This window comes from Kitasatospora sp. NPDC054939 (assembly GCF_053610105.1).
On sequence record NZ_JBSGXP010000012.1, the window covers coordinates 25211 to 47605 of the forward strand.

Consider the following 22395-nt stretch of genomic DNA (forward strand, 5'->3'; position numbering starts at 1 on the left):
CCCCACCCCCGCGCCAGGATGCCCCGGAGCCCGCCGCCCGCCAAGGGGGCGCACGGCAGTGCAGGCGCACTCCCTCACGGGTCACGGTGCGGGACGTCCAGGTCATGCGGTCCTCGGTCTGTGCAGGGGCAGTGCGGTGGGCCGTGCGGGCGGTTCGGTTCGGGTGGCGTCAGGCCGGCTGGTAGCTGAGGTCCACCACGCCGGTGGAGAAGGTGGACGAGCGCACCAGCCGCAGCGGCGCCCCCGCGCTCCCCTCCGGGAACAGCCGCAGCCCGCTCCCGATCACCACCGGGTGCACCAGCAGCCGCAGCTCGTCGAGCAGCCCGGCCTCCAGCAGGCTCCGGGTCAGGCTGATACTCCCCGTCAGATTGATGTTCCGACCAGGCTGCTGCTTGAGTTCCTTGATCGCCCCCACGAAGTCCCCGGAGACCACGGTGGAGTTGTTCCACTCCGCGCTCTCCAAGGTCGTGGACACTACCAGCTTGCGGATGCCGTTGAGGGCGTCCGCCATCTCGCCGGTCTGGTGCGGCCAGACGGCGGCGAACGACTCGTACGTACGGCGCCCGAGCAGCAGGGTGTCCGCCTCGGCCTGCATCTGTCCGACCGCTGCGCCCATCTCCTCGTCCATGTACGGGAAGTGCCACTGCTCGGGCGACTCCACGACGCCGTCCAGCGAGATGAACAGCCCTGCCACGATCCTGCGTTCCGTGCTCACTGCGTTGCCTTCCGTCGGTGTTCCTCGGTGTGATTCGACTCTCGCAGTCGCCACCGACCTGCATCAACGCATGATCGGGCAAGGCGCGTTTAATGCGCCTCAACGGTGCGGTGATCGTGCGGAGGGCCGGTTCAACCCCGGCTGCATGCCGCAGTTCTGAACAGCAGTCAGTTCGGCTCGGCGTGCTGCCGGTTCCGGCCAGGGGGAGGCTTGTTCGGGCCAGGCCTGCGGGATCGCGGCACCCGGGCGGCGGGGCGGTGCCTACCGTGGAAGGGCCGGTAAGCACCTTTCCCGTCGTCTGCCCGCATCGCGTGAGCACCGAGGTAGGGAGTACGCACAGTGCCGTCCTTGCTGAAGTACGAGATCGTCACCGATCCGACGTCGCTCCAGGCATCGCTCCCCGGCGAACCGTCCCGGGGAACGGTGTACATCATCGTCTCCAACACCCACCAGTCCGCGGTGGAGTGGGACTAAATCGACGTCGAGCTCCCGTACCTGCCCTTCTCCTCACCCCTGACGGACGATCCGGCCGCGGTCACCACGGGTATCGAGCGGACGAAGCAGAGGCCCATCGACGACGAGCTGGAATTCAGATGGGACGACGGCCGGCTCCGCGGCGACGGGGATGTTCTCCAGCTTCAGGACCAGGGCCTCTCCGCTCTTCAGGAACGGGTGCCTCGCCGCGTTGCGGCTGCGACCGGTCGAACTGGGCCCGGAAGAGGGCGCGGGTCTGTCGCTCCTGGAGATCCACGAGAAGGCCGGCGGCGGCGACAAGCCCGAGCCCATGCGGGAGCAGCCCTTCACCACCACCGTGGGATTCGTCAAGCAGACGCCGCAGGTACCGCGGAACTTCCGCGCGGAGAAGTCCCTGCTCGACGGGGACCGGAACGAGCCCCTCGTCCTCACGTGGGACGGGCCCGACGGTCTCGACTACCGGATCCTCGACGCGACGGGCGCCGAGCTGCACCACGAGGTGGCGCAGGGAGGTGCGGCCGCCCACCAGGAGTACGCGTGGTCCACCACCGCACCGAAGCGCGGCACCACGTACACCCTGGTCGCCAAGTCGCCCGACGGCGGCGATCAGCGGGGGTACTTCCTCACCACCACCGTCCACGCGCTCGTTCCCGAGTTCGGTAGCGGGACGCGTTCGCCGTGGGTGGAGGGAACGGAGTACAAGGGCCGCGCCGTCTTCACCGCGGACGGCCTGGACGTCCGGGACGCGAAGCACGACCTGGGGAGGGTGACGGCCGACAAGGCCGACGTGGACAGGGTGATCACCCGGCTGGTCCAGGGGCGGACCGACGACAACGGCTGGATCACCTTCCCGGACAGCGGCGTCAACGTGTACCACGGGCCGACCAGCGTTCCGGGCGTCGTCACCGCCGCCCGGGCCGACGTGGACGGCATCAACACCAGGTGGGCGGGCAGCCGTGACGCGGGCGCGGGCTGGATCGAGTTCCCCGGCTCCGGCGTGCGCGTGCTGCGCGACGGCAGCGAGGACCTGGGCACCGTCACGGCCGACAAGGCCGACCTGAACGAGCTGCACACCGGTGAGGCACGGGTCTCCGGTGAAGCGCGGGTGACGGGGCAGCTCACCGTCGGCGGCGGGATGAAGCTCAGCCACGACGGCGAGCGGTTGTTCGTCACACTGCCGGACCGGATCATGTTCCACGGGATCAACGAGTTCAAGAAGTGGGTGGCCTTCGGGGACGGCATCTCGGTCGCGTACGGCCGCAGCGAGGTCTCGATGACCCGTGGCAACGGGATGATCGTCCGGGGGAGCGACCTCCAGATCCAGCACGGGACGCTCTCCATCTCCACCGGCAACCCGCCGCACGTCAGGGAGCTCTAGCTCTGTCCGGTTGTCCGCAGCCTCGGTTCGTACTCCCGTCGGTGCGCCTGTTCGGGTGCGCAGGTCCGCACCGAGCGGCTGCGGGTCCCGGCCGGTGGTCAGACGCGCATCAGGCGGGCGACGGCCTGGGTGGCCTCTGCGACCTTGGCCTCGGCGTCGGCGCCGCCCCGGGTGATCGCGTCCTGGACGCAGTGGCCGAGGTGGTCGTCGAGCAGTTGGAGCGCGGTCGACTGGAGTGCCTTGGTGACGGCGGAGATCTGGGTGAGCACCTCGATGCAGTAGCTGTCCGTGTCGATCATCCGCTGAAGTCCGCGGATCTGTCCCTCGACCCGGCGCAGCCTGCGCAGGATCTGGTCCTTGTCGTCGTGGTAGCCGGTCATGGCGGTCTCCTGGAGAAGTCTGGTACCCGCTGGGGGTATCGGGTGCGGACGTGGTGTGCGGCTCGGCCGGTGGGACGGGGCGCCGCCGACCCGGAGGAGGTCCGGGCCGGCGGCGCCGGTGGATCAGGTCTGGCTGCGCGCTCAGGTGGTGGCCCTGGTGCGGAGGGTGAGGGCGGCGGTGAGGGCGCCGACGGCGGCGATCGCGGCGGCGCCGAGGAAGGCGGCCGAGAAGCCGTCGGTCAGGGCGACCGGGTTGCCGAGCTCCCGCGAGCCGTGGGCGGCGGCGACCGCGGTCATTGCGGCCAGGCCGAGCGCGGAGCCGATCTGGTAGCTGGTGTTGACGATGCCCGAGGCGAGGCCGCCCTCCGCGGGGTTCGGGACGGCGAGGGCGGTGCCGAGCGAGGGGATGAAGGCGAGCGACATGCCGACGGCGGCGAGCAGCGAGGCGGGCAGGACGTCGACGGCGAACGAGCCGTCCGGACGGGCGAAGGAGAGCCAGAGCATGCCGGCGGCGAGCGCGAGCAGCCCGGTGACGATCAGCGGCGCGGGGCCGAAGCGGGCGATCAGCCGGGGCGCGAGCACGATCATCATCAGCATGATGGCGCCGGTCATCGGCAGTAGGGCGGCGCCCGAGGCGAAAGCCTCCAGGCCGAGCACCTGCTGCAGGTAGAGGTTGAGGAAGAACCACATCGGGATCCAGGCGGCGGCCATCAGCAGCTGGGCGAGGTTGGCACCGGCCAGACCGGGGCTGCGCCAGATGCCGAGGCGCATGAGCGGTTCGCGGCGCCGGGCCTGGATCGCGACGAAGGCGGCGAGCAGCAGCAGGCCGACGGCCAGGACGAGCCAGGTGCTCGCCGAGCCCCAACCGGTCTCCGGGGCGCGGACGACGGCGTAGACCGAGACGGCCAGGCCGGCGGTGGCGGTGAGCGCGCCGAGCCAGTCGACGGAGCCGCGGCGGGCGGTGGCGGCGGGCATCGCGCCCGGAGTGGCGAGCAGGACGCCCAGGGCGACCGGGAGGTTGATGTAGAAGACCCACTCCCAGCTGAGGTACTGGGTGATGACGCCGCCGAGGAAGACGCCCGCGGTGCCGCCGGCGGGCGCGGCCGCGCCGTACAGGGCCAGGGCCTTGCCCAACTCCTGCGGGCGGGAGCCGAAGAGGGTCATCAGCAGGGTGAGCGCGGCCGGGGCGATCAGCGCGGAGCCGGCGCCCTGGACGGCCCGTCCGGCGAGTTCGACCCAGCTCTGCGAGGCGACCCCGGCGAGCAGGGAGCCGGCGGCGAGGACGACCCAGCCGGTGGCGAACAGCCGCTTGGCGCCGAACAGGTCGGAGAGCCGGCCGCCGAGTAGCAGTAATCCGCCGAAGGCGACGACGTAGGCGTTGAAGACCCAGGAGAGGTTCTCGGGGGAGAACCCGAGCGCCGTCTGCATCTCGGGCAGGGCGACGCCGATGATCGAGGTGTCCATGATCACCATGAACTGGGCGAGGGCGATCAGCCCGAGCGCCGTCCACCGGCGCGGTGAGGGGGGTGCTTCGACGGCTTCGAGAGTGACGGACATGACTACGGCTCCTATACGGGGTGGGGGTATCTCTGCGAGCGAGCCGAACATACCCCCGGGGGGTACTCTGATGCAAGGAGTCGCCGCGGATCCGGGCGTGCGGCAGCCGCGCCGGGGATGCGCTTCAGGCGGTACCGATGGGCCCGTTGGGGGGTGCCGGTGGTGGCACGTCCGGGCGGGGATGCCGCTTCGGTCGTACGGCCGAGCGGGCCGCGGTAGCCGCCCGGCGGCCGGGCTGATCACGACCGCCGCAGGGGTGTGGGGGTGGCCCTGGATGTCCGTACGGCCCTCGGCGCCCGGCCGCTGAGCCCGGACGCCGAGGACCCGGGCCGCCGCGCGATCGACTGAGCGGCCCGCGACCGTGACCGCGACCGTGACCGGACCGGGCCCTCGATGCGGGCCCGGTCCGGCTGAGGCCCCCGGGGATCGGCCCCGGGGGCGGCGCGCTTGGGGCGGGTACGCCTACTGCGGCGCCTGGAAGCCGCCGATCTCCCGTTCGAGCAGTTCGGCGAGCCGCAGCGGGGTGCGGTCCTCGAACATCGGGCCGATGAGCTGCACTCCCACCGGCAGGCCCTCGGGAGACCGGCCCGTCGGTATCGCGGTGGCGGGCAGGCCGGGCATGGTGGCCAGGCCGGCCCAGACGAGCTGGTCGAAGTACGGGTACTCGACGCCGTCGATGTCGATCCGGCGTTCCCGCGGATCGGGGTGGTGGTCGTGCGGGAACGCCGGAGTGGGCGTGATCGGACACACCACGGCGTCGAACTCGGCGAAGAACTGCCGCCAGCCGTGGCGGTGGAGCTCGCGACGGCTGTTCGCCGCCATCCAGTCGTGGTGGCTGAACACCATGGCGCGCAGCCGCGTCGCGTCGAGGCTCTGATCGTCGGCGCCCAGTCGGGCGGCGAGGGTCCGCAGCTCCTCCTGCGCTTCGACGGGGAAGCGTGCAACGGAGCCCGAAATCAGCAACTGCATGTAGACGATCGCGGCTTCGGTCGGATCGGGCAGCAGCGGACTGTGCCGTTCGACGCGGGCGCCGGCGTCGACGAGCGCGTCGGCCACCCGGTTCACGCCCGCCCGTACAGCGGCCCCGGTCGGAATGAGCGGATGGTCGTCGAGGACCAGGACCCGGAATTCGCCGAGCCGCTCGTGGCGCGCGGGCGGCAGCGCGAGGCGGTGCGCCACGCCGTGCGTCAGCGGGTCCGGTCCGGCCATCACGTCGAGCAGGAGCGAGAGGTCGCGGGCCGTGCGCACCATCGGACCGACGGCGGCGAGATCCTGGTCGATCGGCAGGGCCGGCCCGGGCGGCGGGACCATTCCGCGGGCCGGCGCCAGTCCGAGGGTCGGTTTGTGTGCGTACACGCCGCAGAAATGCGCGGGGGTGCGCAAGGAACCGCCGATGTCGGAGCCGATGGACAGCGCGCCGAATCCGGACGCCAGGGCCGCCGCCGACCCTCCGGAGGATCCACCCGCCGTGCGCGTGTGATCCCACGGGTTGTTGGTGGTGCCGTAGATCTCGTTGAAGCTCTGGATGTCCTGCAGCCCCACGGGCACATTGGTCTTGCCGAGCACCACCGCGCCCGCCGCCTTGAGCCGCGACACCTGCACCGCGTCCTCGGCCGGCAGGTGGTTCCGGTACTGCGGCATGCCCCAAGTCGTGGGCAGCCCGGCGATGTTGTACGACTCCTTGACCGTCACCGGAATGCCGAGCAGCGGCCGGTCCTCACCGCGGGCGCGCGCCCGGTCGGCCTCGCGCGCGGCGGCCCGTGCACGGTCGAAGTCCGGCAGGCAGATCGCGTTGATCGCCCGGTCCTCCCGCTCGATCCGGGCGATCGCCTCGTCGGTGAGTTCCACCGAGCTCACTTCACCGGTGCGCAGGGCAGTCGCGAGTTCTTCGGCCGTCTGATGATTCGTTTCCATGAATCGGACCGTAACGGCCTCTGGGAGAAGCCATAGAATGCCGATCCGCACAACAAGATGGCTGCCTCACTTCCCGTCATGTTCCGCTCCTTCGCCGAGAATTCATCCGACCGTCGGCGACGGAGACGCTCGCCCCGGTGGCGGCCGAGGCGTCCGGCGGTGCCGGTCACATCGGTCATCAGGTCCTGTCCCTTCAGGATGGCCTCTGGCGATATGAGCACCGGTGCAGTCGGCAGTGCGGGGGCAGGTGCTGTCGGGTGTGTACGGTGACCGAATCGGGGAGCGTCCGGGACGCGGGAGCAGGCGGCGGGCGGCTCGCACGGCCCGGCTCGGGACGGCCAGAAGCCGGCGCCGGGTCACCGGCTGTTCGGGCAGGGCCGGCTCAGCCCAGACTCGCTTGCCCCGTTCGGTCCTCTCGGCCCCGTGGGCAAGGGTCAGGTACTCGACCGAAAGTCGGGCCCGCCGACTTTTCGCGCGGACCGTACCTCGCAGGATGTCACCCGGTGCGGCAGGCCTGGGCAGGGACGGGCGGCGACCGCCACCTGCTCCGTCGTGGGCTCGGCTCAGCCCTGCTCCTCGCCGCCGACCGCGGCTTCGTAGGCGAGCAGGGTGTCGACGAACAGCTTCCGCTGATCCGGTGTCAGGGGTGCCAGCGTTTTGCGCCACGCGGCCGCACCCGGGGCGAGCCAGGAGGCGATCGCGGGTTGCTGGTCGGCGGCGATGGCGATGATCCGCCGGCGCCGGTCCGCCTCGTCCTCTCGCCGTTCGAGGATTCCCTTCCGGCTCAGGTCGCCGACCAGCAGGCTCACCGTCGTCGGTGCGACCTGCAGTCGAGCGGCCAGGTCGTTGACGGACATCGGGCCGTCGAAGAGCAGGTAGGAGAGGAGCGAGAGGTGGCGCGGCGCCAGCGCGAAGGACTGCAGCGCCTCGGGCACGGGGATCTTCTTGACCCGGCTCACCATCCGGGGCATGAGCAGGAGCAGGGCCCTGACGGTGTCGTCGACCCCGCTCTCGCTGCCCTCTGTCGCGTCGTGCGCCGTGGGCCTTGACATGGCACACCCCTCCATATTTATCTTTGCAGTCAAAGGTACTTTGCTGGCAAAGCCAGCTGCCTTCCATCCTATGGACCGGCGTGAACGGGAGTTGCCACCATGCCGCACTTCACGGTGCACATCCGCGAGGAAGCCCTCGACGGGACGGTAGAACCGAAGCTCATCCGCGCCCTGGCCGACGCGGTCGGTGCCGTCTACGGCCAGGAGTTCCGCCGCCTCGTCGGGGTGGACCTGATCGGAATCCCGCAGCACCGGCGCGGCATCGGCGGCGAACCGGTCGACCACGACGCACCCCTCGTCACGCTCAGCATGCGTGAGGCCGCGTACCACGTGCCCGAGGTCCCGGACGCCCCCGCCCGCCTGGTCGCCACCATCACCGAGGCACTGGTCGACGTCTTCGGCGAGGCCGTCCGCAAGCAGGTCATCGTGACCATCGTCGGCGTCCCCGACGGCCGCACCGGAGTAGCCGGCGCGGTGGCCTGACCTGTGTGCGCAGGCCGGTGCCGCACGCTCCGGCCTGGGCACGCGCCGGCCTGCGCACGCGCCACGCGAAAGCGGCCGACAACGTCGAGCCGACGGTCATCGGTTGAGTCTCCGGGCCGATCAGCCGTAGGGGACGACCGCCACCGGACACCGGGCGTGATGGATCGCGGCGTGCGTCACCGGGCCCAGATGGGCGCCGACGGGCGCGCGGCGGGTGCGCCGGCCGACCACGACGAGTCCGGCCCCCGCCGCCGCCTCCACGAGGACGACGGTGGCGTGGCCGTGCACCAGGTCGGCGGTCACGGCCACTTCGGGATGCCGCGAACGCCACGGGCCCAGGGTGTCGACGAGGTGCTGCTGCTCGGCGGCCGCCAACTCCGCGCCCGGACTGTCGACCGCGGCGAAGGCCATGTACTCGCTGCCGGCCGGTGGGGCCCAGGCGTGGACGACCCGCAGCGGCACGGCGCGCAGGCGGGCGGCCTCGAAGGCGAAGCCGATCACCTCGTCGCACGCGTGCCGCAGGTCGAGACCGAGGACGACCTCGCCGCCCGGGTCGGGCTCGGAGCCCGCACGGACGAGGACCGTCGGGCACGCCGCACTCCGAAGCACCTCCTGGCTCACCGAACCGACGAGGAAGCCCTGTACGGTGCCCAGCCCCCGCGAGCCCAGAACGAGCATGCTCGCCCTGCCGGAGGCCGCCACGAGCGCCTCGACCGGGCTCTCGCGGACGTGCGCCGAGGTGAGGTCCCCGCCGGCGGCGAGTACGCGCCGCAGCTCCGTCTCCGCAAGGGCCAGCTGCTCCCGGCTCCGGGCCACCGCCTCGTCGGTGCCGGGCACGTCGGTGTCCGGCCAGGGCCAGGCCTGGACGAGTTCCAGGGGCAGCCGCCGGAGCAGGGCTTCCCGGGCGGCCCACCCGGCCGCGGCGGTGCTCTCCGGTGACCCGTCGAAGCCTGCGACGATCGGTCCGTTCATGGTGTCCTCCGGCGCGGGGTCGGACGGCCTGTCGGTCGGCGGAGGGGGCGACGGCCGGTGCCCGGGTCCGACGAGGCCGCTTCGGCGAGCCGGCCGCCGACCGGGCCGCCGCCCAGCTCACCGGACAGCCCGCGCCGTAGGGGTGTCGAACGGTCAGGCGTCCATCACGCCGAGCTGCTTCATGAGGCCGAGGTCGTCGAAGTTCCACCAGGACTCGGCGATCCTGCCGTCGGCGCAGCGGAAGGTGGCGTGGCCGGTACCCGAGACCTCCCTGCCGGTGGGCTCCATGCCCTGGTACGTCCCCACATGGCGTCCGCGGAAGGACACCCGCGCGCACACCGTGTCGCCCTCGGCGACCATGCCATCGATGGTGGCCGTCGGTTCGAACGCCTCCATGATCTCCCGGTTCTCGGCCTTGGCCCGGGCGAGGTCCACGTCGTAAGAGGAGAGGGACGGGTCGTGCTCGCGGTAGTCCGAGGTGCACAGATCGTCCGCCGCGTCGATGTTCCCCGCGTTGACCACGTTCTCGAAGAAGCTGCGGACCACGAGCTTGTTCAGCTGCTCGTCGCGCATCACGTCGAGGTCCGTGAAGGACGGCTCGGCGTCGCACAGGGCCACCATCTCGCGGAAGATCCGGTCGGTCTCCGGCAGGTTCGAGTTCTTCATCGCCTCCTCGTAGGAGGGGAACTCCACGATCTCCACGACGTGCGTGGAGTCGGCGCGGTCCCGCCCCATGATCGAGTGCGTTGCCGTCCGCTTGCCGCGAGTCGCCTCGACCCAGGCGTCCATCAGGCTGTTCAGTTCGTCGACTCTGCTCGTCTTGCAGTCGATGAGCTGTACGAATGTCATGACGTCTCCCACCGATCAGAGGGCTCCGGGGTACTTCCAGGCTATTCCTCGCGATGTCGGACGTCCTGCCGACCGTCGTGCACGCGGGCATCAATGCCGTGCTCCGCCTCATGGCGGGGCGGTGTCGCGCAGGGTGGCGAGCCGCTCGCGGTACTCCCGGTCGTCGATCTCGCCGCGCGCGAACCGGTCGGCGAGCAACTGCTCGGCCGACAGGTGGCCGACGACGCCCGGCGGGGCCGGCGGGGCGGGGCGGCCGGTGGAGCGGTCGACGACCCTGAGGAGCAGGACGCCGCCGAGGATCAGGAGTGCGGTGAACAGCAGCAGGCCGATGCCCATCCCGAACCAGCCCCAGCCGCTCATCCCGCCGTCGTGCCAGTACATCACCGAGATCGCCTCCCAGCTTTCTCGTCCGTCTCCATGCTGCTGCGCCGCGCGCGGAGAGGGTATGGGTCCATCGGTCCCTGTTTGCCGTCCACCGGGCCCCCGCCCGCGCAGGTGCATGTGGGGACCTGACGGGAGCGTGGAGGTGGGACGCCATGGGTGTCGCCGACGTGGTCGTCGTCGCGGCCGCCGCCGTTCTGATCGCGGGCCTGAGCCGGTACTTCTTCGGGCCGCGCCGCGCCGAGAGCGCCCGGATGGAGGGCCGCGTGCAACGGGTGGACGTCACCGTGCGCGGCGGCTACCGGCCGGATGTGATCCGGCTGCGTCGGGGCGTTCCGGCGGAACTGGTCTTCGACCGGCAGGAGAGCGGCGAGTGCACCTCCCGCGTGGTGTTCCCGGATCTGCGGGTCAGTGCCGCGCTGCCGGCCTACCGGCGCACCACCGTCTCCTTCGTCCCGGCGGAGGCGGGTTCGTTCGGGTTCGCGTGCGGGATGAACATGATCCACGGCACCCTCCTCGTCGAACCCGACGGGGAGGTGCCCGGCGGTGAGGCGCCCGACGGTGCCCCCGCCACAGCAGTCGAGGCGCCGCGCGAGGGCGGGGAGCCGGGGCCGGCCCGCCCGGTGGAGGCACCCGGCCCGGGCGATTCGGCGGCGGGGGAGGACGCCGAGGCCGCGGAGCGGCAGGCCGAGATCGGGGACCTGACCCGGCGGGTGGTGGCCGGTGCGGTGCTGACGGCGCCGGTGCTGTTCGCCGTGATGGCACACGAGCTGTTCGGCGCCGCCTGGGTGCCCGGGTGGATGCTGAACCACTGGCTCCAGCTGGCGCTGATCACCCCGGTCATGGTCTACACCGGTTGGCCGATCCACCGGATCGGCTGGCTGACCCTCGTCCACCGCGGTGCGGACATGAACTCCCTGATCACGCTCGGCACCTCCGCCGCGTACGGCTTCAGCCTGCTGGTGACCATCGCGCCCGGGCTGCTGCCGTCGGAGGTGCGCGAGGTGTACTTCGAGGCGGTCGGGGTGATCCTCACCCTCATCCTGCTCGGCCGGCTGCTGGAGGCCCGCGCGAAGGCCGGGACCGGAGAAGCGATCCGTGCGCTGCTCGGGCTCCAGGCGCGCACCGCCAGGGTGGTCCGGGACGGCGTCGAGGTCGAGATCCCCGTGGCGGAGGTGGCGGTCGGCGACGAGGTGGCCGTCCGGCCGGGCGAGAGGATGCCGGTGGACGCCGAGGTGCTCTCGGGCTCGTCGGCGGTGGACGAGTCGATGGTGACCGGCGAGCCGATGCCGGTCACCAAGCGCGCCGGGGACACGGTGATCGGCGCGACCGTCAACGGCACCGGGGCGCTGCGGGTACGGGCGAGCAGGGTCGGTGCGGACACGATGCTCGCGCAGATCATCCGGCTGGTGCGGCAGGCCCAGGCGTCCAAGGCCCCGATCCAGCGGCTCGCGGACGCGGTGTCCGCGTACTTCGTGCCGGCCGTGATCGCCGTCGCGATCGCGACGTTCGCGGTCTGGTTCACCGTCGGGCCGCCCCCGGCGTTCACCCTGGCGCTGGTGTCGGCCGTGGCCGTACTGATCATCGCGTGCCCGTGCGCGCTGGGCCTCGCGACCCCACTGTCGATCATGGTGGCGACGGGAAAGGGAGCGCAGGCGGGCATCCTGATCCGCTCCGCCGAGGCGCTGGAGACCGCGCACGGGCTCGACACCGTGGTGCTGGACAAGACGGGCACCGTCACGGCCGGCACCCCCGTCCTCACCGACCTCCGACCCACCGGGGAGTTCGGGGAGACCGGGCTGCTGCGGCTGGTCGCCGCCGCGGAGTCCCCCAGCGAGCACCCTCTGGCCGCGGCGATCGTGGCCGCCGCCCGCGAACGCGGTCTGACCGTTCCGGAGGCCACCGGGTTCGACTCGGTCACCGGCAAGGGCGTCCGGGCGTCCGTGGACGGACACGCCGTCCTGGTCGGCAGCAGACGCCTGCTCGCCGACGTCGGCATCGACACCGCGGGTCTGGAGGAGAGCGCGGCCGCCCTCTCGGCGCAGGGGAGGACGCCCGTCCTCGCGGCCGTCGACGGTCGGGCGGCCGGGGTGCTGGCCGTCGCCGACACGGTCAAGCCGGACTCCGCCCGGGCGGTCGCCGCACTGCGCGGCCTCGGCGTGGAGGTGGTGATGCTCACCGGCGACAACCGGCGCACCGCCGCCGCCATCGCCCGGGAGGTCGGCACCCGGCGCGTACTGGCGGAGGTCCTGCCCGGGCACAAGGCCGACGAGGTACGCCGCCTCCAGGCCGAGGGCCGCACCGTCGGGATGGTCGGCGACGGCATCAACGACGCACCCGCGCTGGCCGCCGCCGACGTGGGACTCGCCATCGGCACCGGCACCGACGTGGCGATCGAGGCCGCCGACGTCACCCTCATCTCGGGCTCCCTCGCCGGCGTGGTCACCGCCATCAGGCTCTCGCGCGCCACCATGCGCAACATCCGGCAGAACCTGTTCTTCGCCCTCGTCTACAACGCCGTCGGCATACCCGTCGCCGCCGGCGTCCTCTACCCGCTCTGGGGCATCCGCCTCTCCCCGATCATCGCCGCGGCGGCCATGGCCCTCTCGTCCCTCTCGGTGGTCACCAACTCCAACCGCCTCCGCCGCTGGCACCCGCAGCCGCTACCCGAGGCCGGGTCCGCAGCCGTCGAACCGCTGGTCGAGGTCCCCGACGACCACGCACGCCCCTCGGACCACACCAGTGGAACCGTGACGGACCCGGTCTGCGGGATGACCATCAGGCCCGGGGACGCCGCCGAGACCCGCGACACCCCGCGCGGAACGCTCCACTTCTGCTCGGTCGGCTGCGCCGCGGCGTACGACGCCGACCCCGCGCGGTACGGCGGGCACGACGCCACCCGCGGCCGTACCGAGCGCTGACCCGCCGTTGCCGCCGAGTGCCTTCGGGGGCGGTCAGTGGCCGCGCGGGGCGTACATGATGACGGCGACTCCGGCGAGGCAGACCAGGGCGCCGGTGACGTCGTAGCGGTCGGGCCGGTAGCCGTCCACGGCCATGCCCCAGGCCAGCGAGCCGGCGACGAACACGCCGCCGTACGCGGCGAGGATACGGCCGAAGTTCGCGTCCTCCTGGAGGGTGGCGACGAAACCGTACAGGCCGAGCGCGATGATCCCGGCGCCGATCCAGGCCCAGCCCCTGTGCTCGCGCACCCCCTGCCACACCAGCCAGGCCCCGCCGATCTCGAACAGCGCGGCGGCGGCGAACAGGGCGACGGAGCGCAGGACGGTCATGAGGGTCGACCCTACCGGCGGCCGGCGGGGGAGCCGCCCCGGGCCGGGCGGGCCGCGACACGCTCCGCGGGGCGGGCCGGGCGGCGGCCGACGCGGGTCCGGCGCCTCTAGGCTCGTGCCGTGGTACGCCCCGAGGAGCGCGCCGAAGGCGCCGGACCGTTCACGACCCGGATCAGCTGGCGTCAGGCCGAGGGCGGCCTGGCCGTCTGGGAGTCCCGACTGGCCCGCAAGCGCGGCGCGTTCCGGACCCGCGCCGACACCGGGGACGAGGGCCCGCCACGGCGCGCGGACGGACCGGTGCTGCGCCGCCTGCGCAGGATCAACACCGTCGCCGCCGTCGCGTTCACGATCGGGGGCGCGCTGTTCGCCCTCGGCGCCGTGCTGGCCGAGACCTCCTCCCTCGGGCCGACCGGGATCGCCACCGTCTACTTCGTCGGCGGCCTGTTCTTCAACACCGGCGGCTATGCCTCCCTCCTGCAGGCGGTCAACGCCCCGCGCCGCTCCGGCAGCACGGACGCACCGGTCACCGAGCGCTGGCGGTGGTGGAGCTACGAACCCGCGCGCATCGACTGGCTCAGCACCTTCGTCCTGTTCGCCGGGACGCTGGTGTTCGGCGTCAACCTGCTGGACTCCTTCCTCACCGGGCTCTCGGCCGCGCAGGTGAACCGGCTGGTCTGGGCGCCCGACGTGGTGGGGTGCGTGCTGTTCCTCATCTCGGGGCACCTCGCGCTGATGGAGGTCTGCCACGGCCACTGGTGTCGGCGGTCGCGGGGCATCGACTGGTGGATCGTGGTGATCAACCAGCTGGGGTCCGTGCTGTTCATGGTCTCCGCGGTGGCCGCCTTCATCCGCCCCCACACCGGTGACCCGGTCAGCGCCGCCATCGCCGACTGGGGGACCTTCGCGGGCGCGCTCTGCTTCTCCGTCGGCGGCGTCGTGCAGTACTTCGAACGGCCGTAACCGGCCCGGTACCTGCGGCCGGAGGAGCGGGATCCGGACGATCTCGCCGCTCCCGTCCGGTACCGCCCGGAGCGGTCGGGCGGGTCTGCGACGATGGAACGGTCGGTGACGGGGCGGACACGGCAAGGGGGCGGCAGATGGCGCGGATCGTGATCGTCGGAGGAGGGATCGCCGGTACAGCGGCGGCGTTGGCGCTGCACAAGGCCGGGCACGAGGCGGTCGTCCACGAGGCGCACCCGGATACCGGCGAGGACATCGGCGCGTTCATGACGCTGGCCAGCAACGGCATGCGCGCCCTGGCCGGGTTCGACGCCGCGCAGGCCGTGGCCGGCACGGGATTCGACGTCACCGGCATGAGCGTCCTCGACGCCACCGGGACCGAACTGGCCTCCGTTCCCCTCGGCGAGTTCGATCGGCCCCTCGCCCGCTACCGCTGCCTGCGCCGGGCCGAACTCGGGGCCGTCCTCCAGACCGAAGTCCGCCGCCGCGGGATCGCCCTGCGGCACGCCGCCCGGCTCACCTCCGTCACCGAGACCGACGACGGGGTCACCGCCCGCTTCGCCGACGGCACCACCGCCACCGGCGACCTGCTGGTCGGCGCCGACGGCCTGCACTCCACGGTGCGCACCTGGCTCGACCCGACCGGCCCCGGCCCCGAATACGCCGGGCAACGCGTCTTCTACGGCTACAGCACCGCCGCGCCACCGCCCGTCCCCCGGCCCGACCTGATCACCATGGTCCGCGGCAGCGAGGTCGCCTTCGGCTACCTGGTCTCGCCCACCGGCCGGACCTTCTGGTTCGCCCGCGTCCCGGGCCCGCCCGTCGCCGCCGACGACTGCGCACGCACCACCCCCGCCCAGTGGCGCGACCGGCTGGAACCGCTGCTGCGCCCGGACCGCACCCCCTGCGCCGACATCGTCGCGGGGACCGGCGACGACCTCATGGTCACCAACGCCCTCCACCTGCGGGCGGGCACCCGCTGGCGCAGCCGGCGCGTCGTGCTGATCGGCGACGCCGCCCACGCCGCCTCCCCGGCCACCGGCCAGGGCGCCTCGATGGCCCTGGAGGACGCCCTCGTCCTCGCCAAGGCCCTGCGCGACGCCCCGACGGCCGACGCCCTCGCCCGCTACGAGCACCACCGCCGCCCCAGGGCCGAACAGAACATGGCGACGAGCGCCCGCCTCACCGCCGGCCGCCCCCAGACCGGCAGCCGGCCCCAGGACGCGCCCCCGCCACAGGACTCCCAGCGACCCCCGAACCAGCCCGACGAGGAACTGCTGCGCCTGCTGGACTGGGACACCCCGCTGCCGGCCGCGGCGCGCGCCGACTGACGGCCGCACCGCCGCCGACGGTTGACGAAGGCCCGGCCACCTGGATCCGTCCCAGGTGGCCGGGCCTTCGTCGCGTCGTGGCGCGACAAGGACCCGAGTCGCACCGCGTCCCGTACGGCCGGGCCTTCGTCGCGCCTGGCCCGGCTGCTCTGCCGGCCGGTGTGCATGGGTTCCCGCAATCGGGGCACGCGGCACCCCAGGCCGCCGCCCAGGCCGGACAGGGCCTGGGCGGCGGGCACCGGCAGCCGAGGAGGAGACGATGGGACGGATCGAGGAGTCGGTCGAGGTACGGGCGCCGCGCGGCACGGTGTTCGAGCACTGGGTCAGGTACGAGACCTTCCCGCGCTTCATGCGCGGCGTGGTGAGCGTCGACCGCTCCGGCCCGGGGACCAGCAACTGGGTGGTGGAGACCGCGGGCGGACCGCGCGAGTTCGAGGCCGTGGTCACCGAGATGGCGGACGGCGAGCGGCTGGCGTGGAACGGCGGGGACGGGCCGGTCCGGCACAGCGGGGTGGTCACCTTCCACCAGGTGGACGGCCGCACCACCCGCGTGATGCTCCAGCTGGAGATCGAACCGCACGGCCTCTGGGAGAACCTCCTCACCGCACTGGGCTTCGTCGACCGCCGCGTCATCGACGACCTGACCGACTTCAAGCACCACGTCGAGCGCGCCGCCGGGACGACCGCCGCCTGAGCTGCGATGCCACCCGAGCCACTTGTCGGAGCGCACCCGAACCGAGAGGAGCCGTCGTCATGACCACCGCACCCGCCCAGCCCGGCCTTCCGCCGCCACCGGTCCCGGCGCCGCCCGAGCCCACCGGCCCCCCGCTGCTGCCCGATCCGCCGGCGCCACCGGGCCGACCCGTGCCCCCGACCGAACCGCCCGAGCCCGCGCCGCAGCCGGGCGGCCCCGGAGACCCCGGCCCCGGCGACCCCGGCCCCGTCCGGCCCGCCCCCGGGCCGGGCACACCGCAGCCCGGCCACCCGCGCCCGGCGGAGCCGCCCGACTGAGCTGCGCGCCGCCGGACCGTCCAAGACCTGCTCGGACGGTCCGGCGAGGCGTGCACCGGGCGTGCCCGGAGTGGTGCCCGGCGGGAATCGCCGGCCGGGCCCGAGGGACCCGACGGAGGCGGACACCGGCCGCCCGGAGGGACATGAAGGGGAGAGCGGTACATGTGGTGGAGTCTGGTGCGCCTGGCCCTGGCCGGCGCCGCGGCGGCGCTGTTCGTCTACGGCCTGGACCGGATCGCGCGGACCGTGGCCCGGCGGCCGTCCGTGCGCGGGCGCCTCGTCGGCGTTCCGCACGTGGTGCGCCGGTGCCGGCGTCCGCTGCTGGCGCTGACGGTGTGCCTGCTCGTGCTCGGGGCCCGGCCGTGGAGCGATGCGCCGCCCGAGGTCCGCGAGGGGCTGCGCCACCTGGTGGTGGTCCTCGCGATCGCCTGCGGCGGGTGGCTGTGCGCCCGGGTGGTGGCGCTGCTCGTGGACAGCGCGGTCCGACTCGCCGTGCACCGCCGCGATCCGGCCTCGGTCGGCCGGGCCCGGACCCGCGCCGACCTGCTCGGCCGGATCTGCCAGGCTCTCGTCGCCCTCGTGACGCTGGGTGCGATCCTGCTGACCTTCCCGGCGGTCCGCGGCATCGGGGCCAGCCTGCTCGCGTCCGCCGGGCTGGTCGGCCTGGTGGCGGGCGTGGCCGCGCAGAGCACGCTCGCCAACGTCTTCGCCGGGGTGCAGATGGCGTTCGGCGACCTCGCCCGGATCGGGGACGTGGTCGTGGTGGGCGGCGAATGGGGCACCGTCGAGGAGATCACCCTGACCGCGGTGGTGATCGCGACCTGGGACCAGCGGCGGCTGGTCATGCCGATGTCGTACTTCGTCGGCCGGCCGTTCGAGAACTGGTCCCGCCGCTCCAGCCGGATCACCGGCACCGCGCTGCTCCACCTCGACCACCACGCCCCGGTCGACGTGCTGAGGAAGGAGTTCGACGCCTTCCTCGCCGACAACGCGCTGTGGGACCGCGAGGGGAGCGCTCTCCAGGTGGTCGACACCACGCCCAGCACCATCGTCGTCCGGGCGCTGGCGACCGCGGCGAACGCCGAGGACGCGTTCGAGCTGCGCTGCCAGCTGCGCGAGCACCTGGTCGGCTACCTGCGCGACCACCACGCGTACGCGCTGCCGCGGGTGTCCGTCGACTGGCAGCCCGGCTCCGGCCGCCCGACCGGGCCTGCCGACCGGCCGCGGGAACACGTCGAGCGGCCGGACCGTCCGCAGCGGGGCGGGGAACGGACGGCGCACGGCATCCCGTCGGCCCGCCCGGAGGAAACGTCGCACCCCCGACCGTGAGCGGGCACGCCGTTGACCGGACACGTATGCCGCTGCGCAGGAAGTCGGCCGGTCCGACGTCCTGTGCAGCGGCGCGCGTGGTGCCCCGGCCGGTGCCTCAGGCGGCCAGGATCAGGGCGCCGACGACGGGGGCCATGTAGACGAGAGGGAAGGCGGTGTGGGCGTACGAACGGGCGCGCAGCACGGTGATGACGGCGCCGGTGTAGTAGAGGACCAGGCCGGTCCCGGCGGCGAGGCCGATCGCGGGGACGGCCAGGCCGACCAGCAGACCGAGCGCGCCGGCGGCCTTCGCGGTACCGAGCCACATCCACCAGCCGCGCGGGACGCCGTAGTCGGCGAGCGGCTTGACGGTCCATTCGGCGCCGAGGAAGACGGAGCCGGCCGAGAAGGCGCTGAGGAAGGCGGCGACGACGGTGACGACGACGTGGGCGGACATGGTGTGCTCCTCGGGGTGCAGTGGGTCAGACACCTCACTGACACGCCCCGCCGGGCCGATGTGACAGCCCGGCGGAGATTTCTCCGGAGATTTTCGGCGCGATGTCCCGGTCCGGCGCCGTCGGTCCCCGCGCCGTCAACCCGCCCGGCGGGCGCGGACCAGGGCGACGGCGCCCAGGGCCGCTCCGAGCAGGCCGAGCAGCATGGCCACGTAGGCGCCGCCCAGTCCGTTGCCGGTGCCGAGGCCGCCGTCGGCGGTGGCGGCCACCACCGCGCCCAGGACCGTGGCGAGCAGTCCCGCCGCCAGCGCGGCCCCGGCCCTGAGCGGACCGCCGACCGCGCGGGTGCGGCGCCCCCGCCGGGCCAGCGTCGAGCCGGCGACGATCACGCCCGCCAGCCCCAGCAGTGCGCCCACGATGGCCCCGAGCCGCCCGGGGCCGAGGTCGAGGACGCCCGCGGCGAGCGGCTGTGCCGAGGTGTGCGCAGCCGCCGGCGCGGCGGACACGAGGCCGGCGAGCAGAGCGGTCGTCGCGGCGGCGAGCAGACGAGGGATCGAGCGGAGACCGGGGCGACGGGCCGGGCGGCGAAGCGAGCGGCGTACGGACATGAGGAGACCTCTTCTCGTTCAGTCTGGGAAGGCGGTTCGAGCATGGCCGCCGCACCGGGCGCAGGTCGTCCGGCGAACGCAGACACTTCGCGCTACCCCCGGTGCAGTACGCCCGTACCGCAGGCGCCGTAGCCTGCGGGCGGGTACCGCGTCCGCGGTAGTCGGGTGCTCGTCCGCCGGTGGGATCCGCCCGCTTCGGACGCCAGTTAAGGTGCGCTCATGAAGCAAGCTTCGGCCCGTCTTTGGGGCCGGTACGGGAACGGGGTCGTCGCCGTCGGTTTGGCGGTGGTCCTGCTGGTGACCGGGCTGTCCCAGCAGGGGCCCGCCGGCGGCCTGGCCGTGCTCGGGTACGTCCTGCTGGTGGCCGGCGGGTTGGCGCTGGCGGCCCGGGGTCGGGCGCCGGTCGCCGTGCTGTGCGTCACCGGGCTGTGCGCGGTGGGCCACCAGGCGGCCGGGTTCGACGTGGCCGCGGTCGCGTTCCTGTTTGCCGTGTACGGGGCGGTGCGGGCGGGGCACCGGGTCTTCACCGTCGCGGTGAGCGTGGCCGTCCTGGCACTGCTCCCGCTCGCGGCCCTGGTTTCGGGCCTGCACGACACGGGTGAGGCGTTCGCCCAGGCCCGCGGCGCGCTCCAGATCGCCTGGTTGATCGCGGCGGCGGCCGCGGGTGAGGCGCTGCGGCAGGCCGAACGGCGGGCGGACGAGGCCGAGCGCAGCCGGGAGGAGACCGCCCGGCGCCGCGCCGACGAGGAACGGCTGCGCATCGCCCGGGAGTTGCACGATTCGCTCACCCACCAGATCTCGGTCGTCAAGCTCCAGGCGGAGGTTGCGGTGCACGTGGCCCGCAAGCGCGGCGAGCCGGTACCGGAGGCCCTGCTGGCGATCCAGGAGGCCGGGCGCGAGGCCTCCCGGGAGCTCCGGGCCACCCTGGAAGCCCTGCGCGACGACGACACGGCGCCACCGCGCGGGCTCGACGACGTCCCCGAACTGGTGGCGCGGGCGCGGACGTTCGGCCTGGATGCGACGCTGGCGATCGAGGGCCGGCCCGACGGCGTCCCGGTCGCGGTGGACCGGACCGTCTACCGGATCGTCCAGGAGTCGCTGACCAACGTCGCCCGCCACGCGGACGCGACCAGGGTGTCGGTCCGGATCGACTGCTGCCCCGACACCCTCGCGATACGGGTGGAGGACGACGGCAGGGCGACCCGGTCCGCCGCCCCGCGGCCGGGACTCGGCCTGATCGGGATGCGCGAACGCGTCACGGCCCTCGGCGGCCGACTGCGCGCCGAACCCCGAGCGGGCGGCGGATTCGCCGTCCGGGCCCACCTCCCCGTGGAGCGCACGCCGTGATCCGTGTCCTGCTGGTCGACGACCAGCCCCTCATCCGCACCGGATTCCGTGCCCTGCTCGACCTGGAGGACGACATCCAGGTGGTGGCCGAGGCCGCCGACGGCAGCGCGGGCGTGGCACTGGCCCGGGAACACCTGCCCGACGTCGCGCTCATCGACATCCGGATGCCGGTGCTCGACGGCATCGAGGCGACCCGGCGCATCGCCGCGGACCCGGCCCTCGCCGGAGTGCACGTGGTCGTCCTCACCAACTACGGCATGGACGAGTACGTGCTCGACGCGCTGCGCGCGGGCGCCGCCGGGTTCCTGGTCAAGGACGTGATGCCGGAGGACTTCCTGCACGCCGTGCGCGTCGCGGCCCGCGGTGACGCGCTGCTCGCGCCCACGATCACCCGCAGGCTCATCGACCGGTTCGTCGCCCAGCAACTCCCCGCCGACATCGGGCCGGAGGTGGCGGAGCTGACCGGCCGCGAACGCGAGGCCGTCGTCCTGGTCGCGCGGGGCCTGTCCAACGACGAGATCGCCGACCGCATGGTGATCAGCCCGCTCACCGCGAAGACCCACGTCAACCGGGCCATGACCAAGCTCCGCGCCCGCGACCGGGCCCAACTCGTGGTCCTCGCCTACGAATCGGGCCTGGTGGCGCCGCGCAGCAGCTGACTGGGGGCTTCCGGAGGAGCGCCGTGGCGCTGCCGGTCCGCGGGGAGCCCGGAGACCGGGTGCCCCGCGGACGGCGGGTTTCCAGCGGTGCGGACTCAGGCGTGGGGGTCGGTCCCCGGTCCCTGGTCGTGTCCGAGCTGGTCCTTGAGCTTGTCCTGAGCGGTGTCGACGTGGCTGCTGTACTTGCCCTGGGTCCGCTCGTCGACGGTGTCGCCCGCGCGATCGACGCCCTTGGAGGCCTCGTCCTCGTGGCCCTTCAGCATGTGCTTGAGCCTGTCCATCATGCCCATGGCTGTTCCTCCATCTGTGGCCCCCCGCTCCTACCAGTGGAGCAGTGCCGGGGCCGTTCGGCATGCGGAGGAGGACGGCCGCCCCCACGGAGTCGATCCGATCGGGACGGTGTGCTGCTGCACCATGAAGGGCGTCCACTGTTCCGGTGTTCCGGGGCGGCCCGCCTCCGGTCGTTCAGCCGCGGTGCTGCGGGGTCAGGCCGGCCTCGTGCGCGGCGATGGCGGCCTCCACGCGGTTGCGGGCGCCCAGTTTCGTCAGCACCGCGCTGACGTGCGCCTTCACCGTGCCCTCGACCAGGTGCAGGCGGGCCGCGATCTCCGCGTTGGAGAGCCCGCCGCCGAGCCCGGCCAGCACCTCGCGCTCGCGTTCCGTCAGCCGGTCCAGGGAGCGGTGGGGGTGGGCCGACCGGTGGGCGCGCATTCCGGCGATCACCCGGCCGGCGACCCGCGGGGACAGGTAGGCACCGCCGGCGCCCACGGCCCGTACCCCGTTGAGGAGCTCCCGCGGGTCGTCGGCCTTCAGCAGGAAGCCGTCCGCACCCTCCTCCAGCGCCCGGGTGATGTAGTCGTCCTGGCCGAAGGTCGTCAGCATGATCAGACCGACCGCCGGCACCTCCCGGCGGAACCGCGCCACGGCCGCCAGACCGTCCAGCCCGGGCGTCTGGATGTCCAGCAGGACCACGTCCGGCCGGTGCCGGACGGCGAGCGCGAGGGCGGCGTGCCCGTCGGCCGCCTCGCCCACCACCTCGACGTGCGGGTCCCGGGCCAGGATCGCGCGCACGCCGGCGCGGACCATCGCCTCGTCGTCGGCCACCAGGACCCGGACCGGGCGCCTGCCCGCTGTCGTCTCTTCCACCCGAGGAGCCTACGGCCGACCTGCCGCCGCGCCGACCGCGAAGCCCGCGGATCCGACCCGCGACGGACCGCGCCCCCGACGAAAGGCAGGACGCCCCTTCCCTTCGGCCGATGGGCACCGGCCGC

23 protein-coding genes are annotated in these 22395 nt (G+C 73.3%); 10 read left to right on the plus strand and 13 right to left on the minus strand.

The window, feature by feature from the left end; genetic code table 11:
• Positions 1–169 precede the first annotated feature (169 nt).
• Positions 170–715 carry a dihydrofolate reductase family protein gene (locus tag ACWGB8_RS05785; protein ID WP_452210621.1) on the minus strand — a complete coding sequence of 182 codons (546 nt, stop codon included), beginning with the start codon at positions 713–715 and terminating at the stop codon, positions 170–172.
• Positions 716–1054: 339 nt separating this feature from the next.
• On the opposite strand from ACWGB8_RS05785, the gene ACWGB8_RS05790 reads away from it, so the two are divergent.
• Together ACWGB8_RS05790 and ACWGB8_RS05795 are read left to right on the plus strand one after the other, a co-directional pair.
• The gene (locus tag ACWGB8_RS05790; protein ID WP_452210623.1) at positions 1055–1189 is read left to right on the plus strand and encodes a hypothetical protein; all 135 of its coding nucleotides are present in this window, start codon (positions 1055–1057) and stop codon (positions 1187–1189) included.
• Between the two features lie 211 nt (positions 1190–1400).
• Positions 1401–2567 (plus strand): hypothetical protein, encoded by a 1167-nt coding sequence (locus tag ACWGB8_RS05795; RefSeq protein ID WP_452210624.1) that lies wholly within the window; start codon positions 1401–1403, stop codon positions 2565–2567.
• Positions 2568–2665: 98 nt separating this feature from the next.
• Here ACWGB8_RS05795 and ACWGB8_RS05800 read toward each other — a convergent pair whose 3' ends face one another.
• The 4 genes from ACWGB8_RS05800 to ACWGB8_RS05815 all read right to left on the minus strand — a co-directional run bounded on the left by ACWGB8_RS05800 (position 2666) and on the right by ACWGB8_RS05815 (position 7470).
• Complete coding sequence (locus ACWGB8_RS05800) at positions 2666–2986, minus strand: metal-sensitive transcriptional regulator (RefSeq protein ID WP_452210716.1); 321 nt, start codon at positions 2984–2986, stop codon at positions 2666–2668.
• Positions 2987–3088: 102 nt separating this feature from the next.
• On the minus strand, positions 3089–4504 hold the full coding sequence (locus ACWGB8_RS05805; RefSeq protein ID WP_452210626.1) for an MFS transporter: 1416 nt from the start codon (positions 4502–4504) through the stop codon (positions 3089–3091).
• 462 nt (positions 4505–4966) lie between these two features.
• Complete coding sequence (locus ACWGB8_RS05810; RefSeq protein ID WP_452210718.1) at positions 4967–6418, minus strand: amidase; 1452 nt, start codon at positions 6416–6418, stop codon at positions 4967–4969.
• A 563-nt stretch (positions 6419–6981) separates the two neighbouring features.
• The gene (locus tag ACWGB8_RS05815) at positions 6982–7470 is read right to left on the minus strand and encodes a MarR family transcriptional regulator (RefSeq protein WP_452210628.1); all 489 of its coding nucleotides are present in this window, start codon (positions 7468–7470) and stop codon (positions 6982–6984) included.
• A gap of 99 nt (positions 7471–7569) precedes the next feature.
• Here ACWGB8_RS05815 and ACWGB8_RS05820 point away from each other — a divergent pair, with 99 nt between their 5' ends.
• Positions 7570–7953 carry a hypothetical protein gene (locus tag ACWGB8_RS05820; RefSeq protein WP_452210630.1) on the plus strand — a complete coding sequence of 128 codons (384 nt, stop codon included), beginning with the start codon at positions 7570–7572 and terminating at the stop codon, positions 7951–7953.
• Positions 7954–8073: 120 nt separating this feature from the next.
• On the opposite strand, the gene ACWGB8_RS05825 is transcribed toward ACWGB8_RS05820, so the two are convergent.
• From ACWGB8_RS05825 to ACWGB8_RS05835, 3 genes are all read right to left on the minus strand, one after another.
• On the minus strand, positions 8074–8925 hold the full coding sequence (locus ACWGB8_RS05825) for a universal stress protein (RefSeq protein WP_452210632.1): 852 nt from the start codon (positions 8923–8925) through the stop codon (positions 8074–8076).
• A gap of 153 nt (positions 8926–9078) precedes the next feature.
• The gene (locus ACWGB8_RS05830) at positions 9079–9774 is read right to left on the minus strand and encodes an ester cyclase (RefSeq protein ID WP_452210634.1); all 696 of its coding nucleotides are present in this window, start codon (positions 9772–9774) and stop codon (positions 9079–9081) included.
• 108 nt (positions 9775–9882) lie between these two features.
• Entirely contained in the window at positions 9883–10155 is a 273-nt protein-coding gene (locus ACWGB8_RS05835; RefSeq protein WP_452210720.1) for an SHOCT domain-containing protein, read from the minus strand.
• A 155-nt stretch (positions 10156–10310) separates the two neighbouring features.
• Between ACWGB8_RS05835 and ACWGB8_RS05840 the strand changes: the two genes are divergently transcribed.
• The gene (locus ACWGB8_RS05840) at positions 10311–13076 is read left to right on the plus strand and encodes a heavy metal translocating P-type ATPase (RefSeq protein ID WP_452210637.1); all 2766 of its coding nucleotides are present in this window, start codon (positions 10311–10313) and stop codon (positions 13074–13076) included.
• Positions 13077–13109: 33 nt separating this feature from the next.
• Here the strand turns inward: ACWGB8_RS05840 and ACWGB8_RS05845 are convergent, their stop codons facing one another.
• The gene (locus ACWGB8_RS05845) at positions 13110–13445 is read right to left on the minus strand and encodes a YnfA family protein (RefSeq protein ID WP_452210639.1); all 336 of its coding nucleotides are present in this window, start codon (positions 13443–13445) and stop codon (positions 13110–13112) included.
• Positions 13446–13565: 120 nt separating this feature from the next.
• Between ACWGB8_RS05845 and ACWGB8_RS05850 the strand changes: the two genes are divergently transcribed.
• The 4 genes from ACWGB8_RS05850 to ACWGB8_RS05865 all read left to right on the plus strand — a co-directional run bounded on the left by ACWGB8_RS05850 (position 13566) and on the right by ACWGB8_RS05865 (position 18076).
• Positions 13566–14405 (plus strand): hypothetical protein, encoded by an 840-nt coding sequence (locus ACWGB8_RS05850; RefSeq protein ID WP_452210641.1) that lies wholly within the window; start codon positions 13566–13568, stop codon positions 14403–14405.
• A 137-nt stretch (positions 14406–14542) separates the two neighbouring features.
• Positions 14543–15736: an FAD-dependent oxidoreductase gene (locus ACWGB8_RS05855; RefSeq protein WP_452210642.1), complete on the plus strand. Its 1194-nt coding sequence runs from the start codon at positions 14543–14545 to the stop codon at positions 15734–15736.
• Between the two features lie 259 nt (positions 15737–15995).
• Positions 15996–16430 carry an SRPBCC family protein gene (locus tag ACWGB8_RS05860; protein ID WP_452210644.1) on the plus strand — a complete coding sequence of 145 codons (435 nt, stop codon included), beginning with the start codon at positions 15996–15998 and terminating at the stop codon, positions 16428–16430.
• Between the two features lie 479 nt (positions 16431–16909).
• Positions 16910–18076, plus strand: a complete 1167-nt coding sequence (locus ACWGB8_RS05865) for a mechanosensitive ion channel family protein (RefSeq protein ID WP_452210646.1) — start codon at positions 16910–16912, stop codon at positions 18074–18076.
• Positions 18077–18173: 97 nt separating this feature from the next.
• Here the strand turns inward: ACWGB8_RS05865 and ACWGB8_RS05870 are convergent, their stop codons facing one another.
• Together ACWGB8_RS05870 and ACWGB8_RS05875 are read right to left on the minus strand one after the other, a co-directional pair.
• Positions 18174–18512, minus strand: coding sequence for a DoxX family protein (locus ACWGB8_RS05870; RefSeq protein ID WP_452210648.1), 339 nt, complete (start codon positions 18510–18512; stop codon positions 18174–18176).
• Between the two features lie 135 nt (positions 18513–18647).
• A complete protein-coding gene (locus ACWGB8_RS05875; RefSeq protein ID WP_452210650.1) occupies positions 18648–19118 on the minus strand; it encodes a DUF6223 family protein in 471 nt (156 codons plus the stop codon).
• A 219-nt stretch (positions 19119–19337) separates the two neighbouring features.
• Between ACWGB8_RS05875 and ACWGB8_RS05880 the strand changes: the two genes are divergently transcribed.
• Both ACWGB8_RS05880 and ACWGB8_RS05885 read left to right on the plus strand, forming a co-directional pair.
• Entirely contained in the window at positions 19338–20465 is a 1128-nt protein-coding gene (locus tag ACWGB8_RS05880) for a sensor histidine kinase (protein ID WP_452210652.1), read from the plus strand.
• Positions 20462–21124, plus strand: a complete 663-nt coding sequence (locus ACWGB8_RS05885; RefSeq protein WP_452210654.1) for a response regulator — start codon at positions 20462–20464, stop codon at positions 21122–21124. Before ACWGB8_RS05880 ends, ACWGB8_RS05885 begins: the two co-directional genes overlap by 4 nt.
• A 95-nt stretch (positions 21125–21219) precedes the next feature.
• Here the strand turns inward: ACWGB8_RS05885 and ACWGB8_RS05890 are convergent, their stop codons facing one another.
• Complete coding sequence (locus tag ACWGB8_RS05890; protein ID WP_452210655.1) at positions 21220–21414, minus strand: antitoxin; 195 nt, start codon at positions 21412–21414, stop codon at positions 21220–21222.
• 175 nt (positions 21415–21589) lie between these two features.
• Positions 21590–22270: a response regulator gene (locus ACWGB8_RS05895; protein WP_452210656.1), complete on the minus strand. Its 681-nt coding sequence runs from the start codon at positions 22268–22270 to the stop codon at positions 21590–21592.
• Positions 22271–22395 lie beyond the last annotated feature (125 nt).

Coding starts and splice junctions, on each gene's coding strand:
- ACWGB8_RS05860 (WP_452210644.1), top strand. CDS start 15,996: ATGGGACGGATCGAGGAGTCGGTCGAGGTACGGGCGCCGCGCGGCACG.
- ACWGB8_RS05840 (WP_452210637.1), top strand. CDS start 10,311: ATGGGTGTCGCCGACGTGGTCGTCGTCGCGGCCGCCGCCGTTCTGATC.
- ACWGB8_RS05875 (WP_452210650.1), bottom strand. CDS start 19,118: ATGTCCGTACGCCGCTCGCTTCGCCGCCCGGCCCGTCGCCCCGGTCTC.
- ACWGB8_RS05845 (WP_452210639.1), bottom strand. CDS start 13,445: ATGACCGTCCTGCGCTCCGTCGCCCTGTTCGCCGCCGCCGCGCTGTTC.
- ACWGB8_RS05855 (WP_452210642.1), top strand. CDS start 14,543: ATGGCGCGGATCGTGATCGTCGGAGGAGGGATCGCCGGTACAGCGGCG.
- ACWGB8_RS05810 (WP_452210718.1), bottom strand. CDS start 6,418: ATGGAAACGAATCATCAGACGGCCGAAGAACTCGCGACTGCCCTGCGC.
- ACWGB8_RS05835 (WP_452210720.1), bottom strand. CDS start 10,155: ATGTACTGGCACGACGGCGGGATGAGCGGCTGGGGCTGGTTCGGGATG.
- ACWGB8_RS05870 (WP_452210648.1), bottom strand. CDS start 18,512: ATGTCCGCCCACGTCGTCGTCACCGTCGTCGCCGCCTTCCTCAGCGCC.
- ACWGB8_RS05805 (WP_452210626.1), bottom strand. CDS start 4,504: ATGTCCGTCACTCTCGAAGCCGTCGAAGCACCCCCCTCACCGCGCCGG.
- ACWGB8_RS05820 (WP_452210630.1), top strand. CDS start 7,570: ATGCCGCACTTCACGGTGCACATCCGCGAGGAAGCCCTCGACGGGACG.
- ACWGB8_RS05865 (WP_452210646.1), top strand. CDS start 16,910: ATGTGGTGGAGTCTGGTGCGCCTGGCCCTGGCCGGCGCCGCGGCGGCG.
- ACWGB8_RS05880 (WP_452210652.1), top strand. CDS start 19,338: ATGAAGCAAGCTTCGGCCCGTCTTTGGGGCCGGTACGGGAACGGGGTC.
- ACWGB8_RS05825 (WP_452210632.1), bottom strand. CDS start 8,925: ATGAACGGACCGATCGTCGCAGGCTTCGACGGGTCACCGGAGAGCACC.
- ACWGB8_RS05815 (WP_452210628.1), bottom strand. CDS start 7,470: ATGTCAAGGCCCACGGCGCACGACGCGACAGAGGGCAGCGAGAGCGGG.
- ACWGB8_RS05890 (WP_452210655.1), bottom strand. CDS start 21,414: ATGGGCATGATGGACAGGCTCAAGCACATGCTGAAGGGCCACGAGGAC.
- ACWGB8_RS05830 (WP_452210634.1), bottom strand. CDS start 9,774: ATGACATTCGTACAGCTCATCGACTGCAAGACGAGCAGAGTCGACGAA.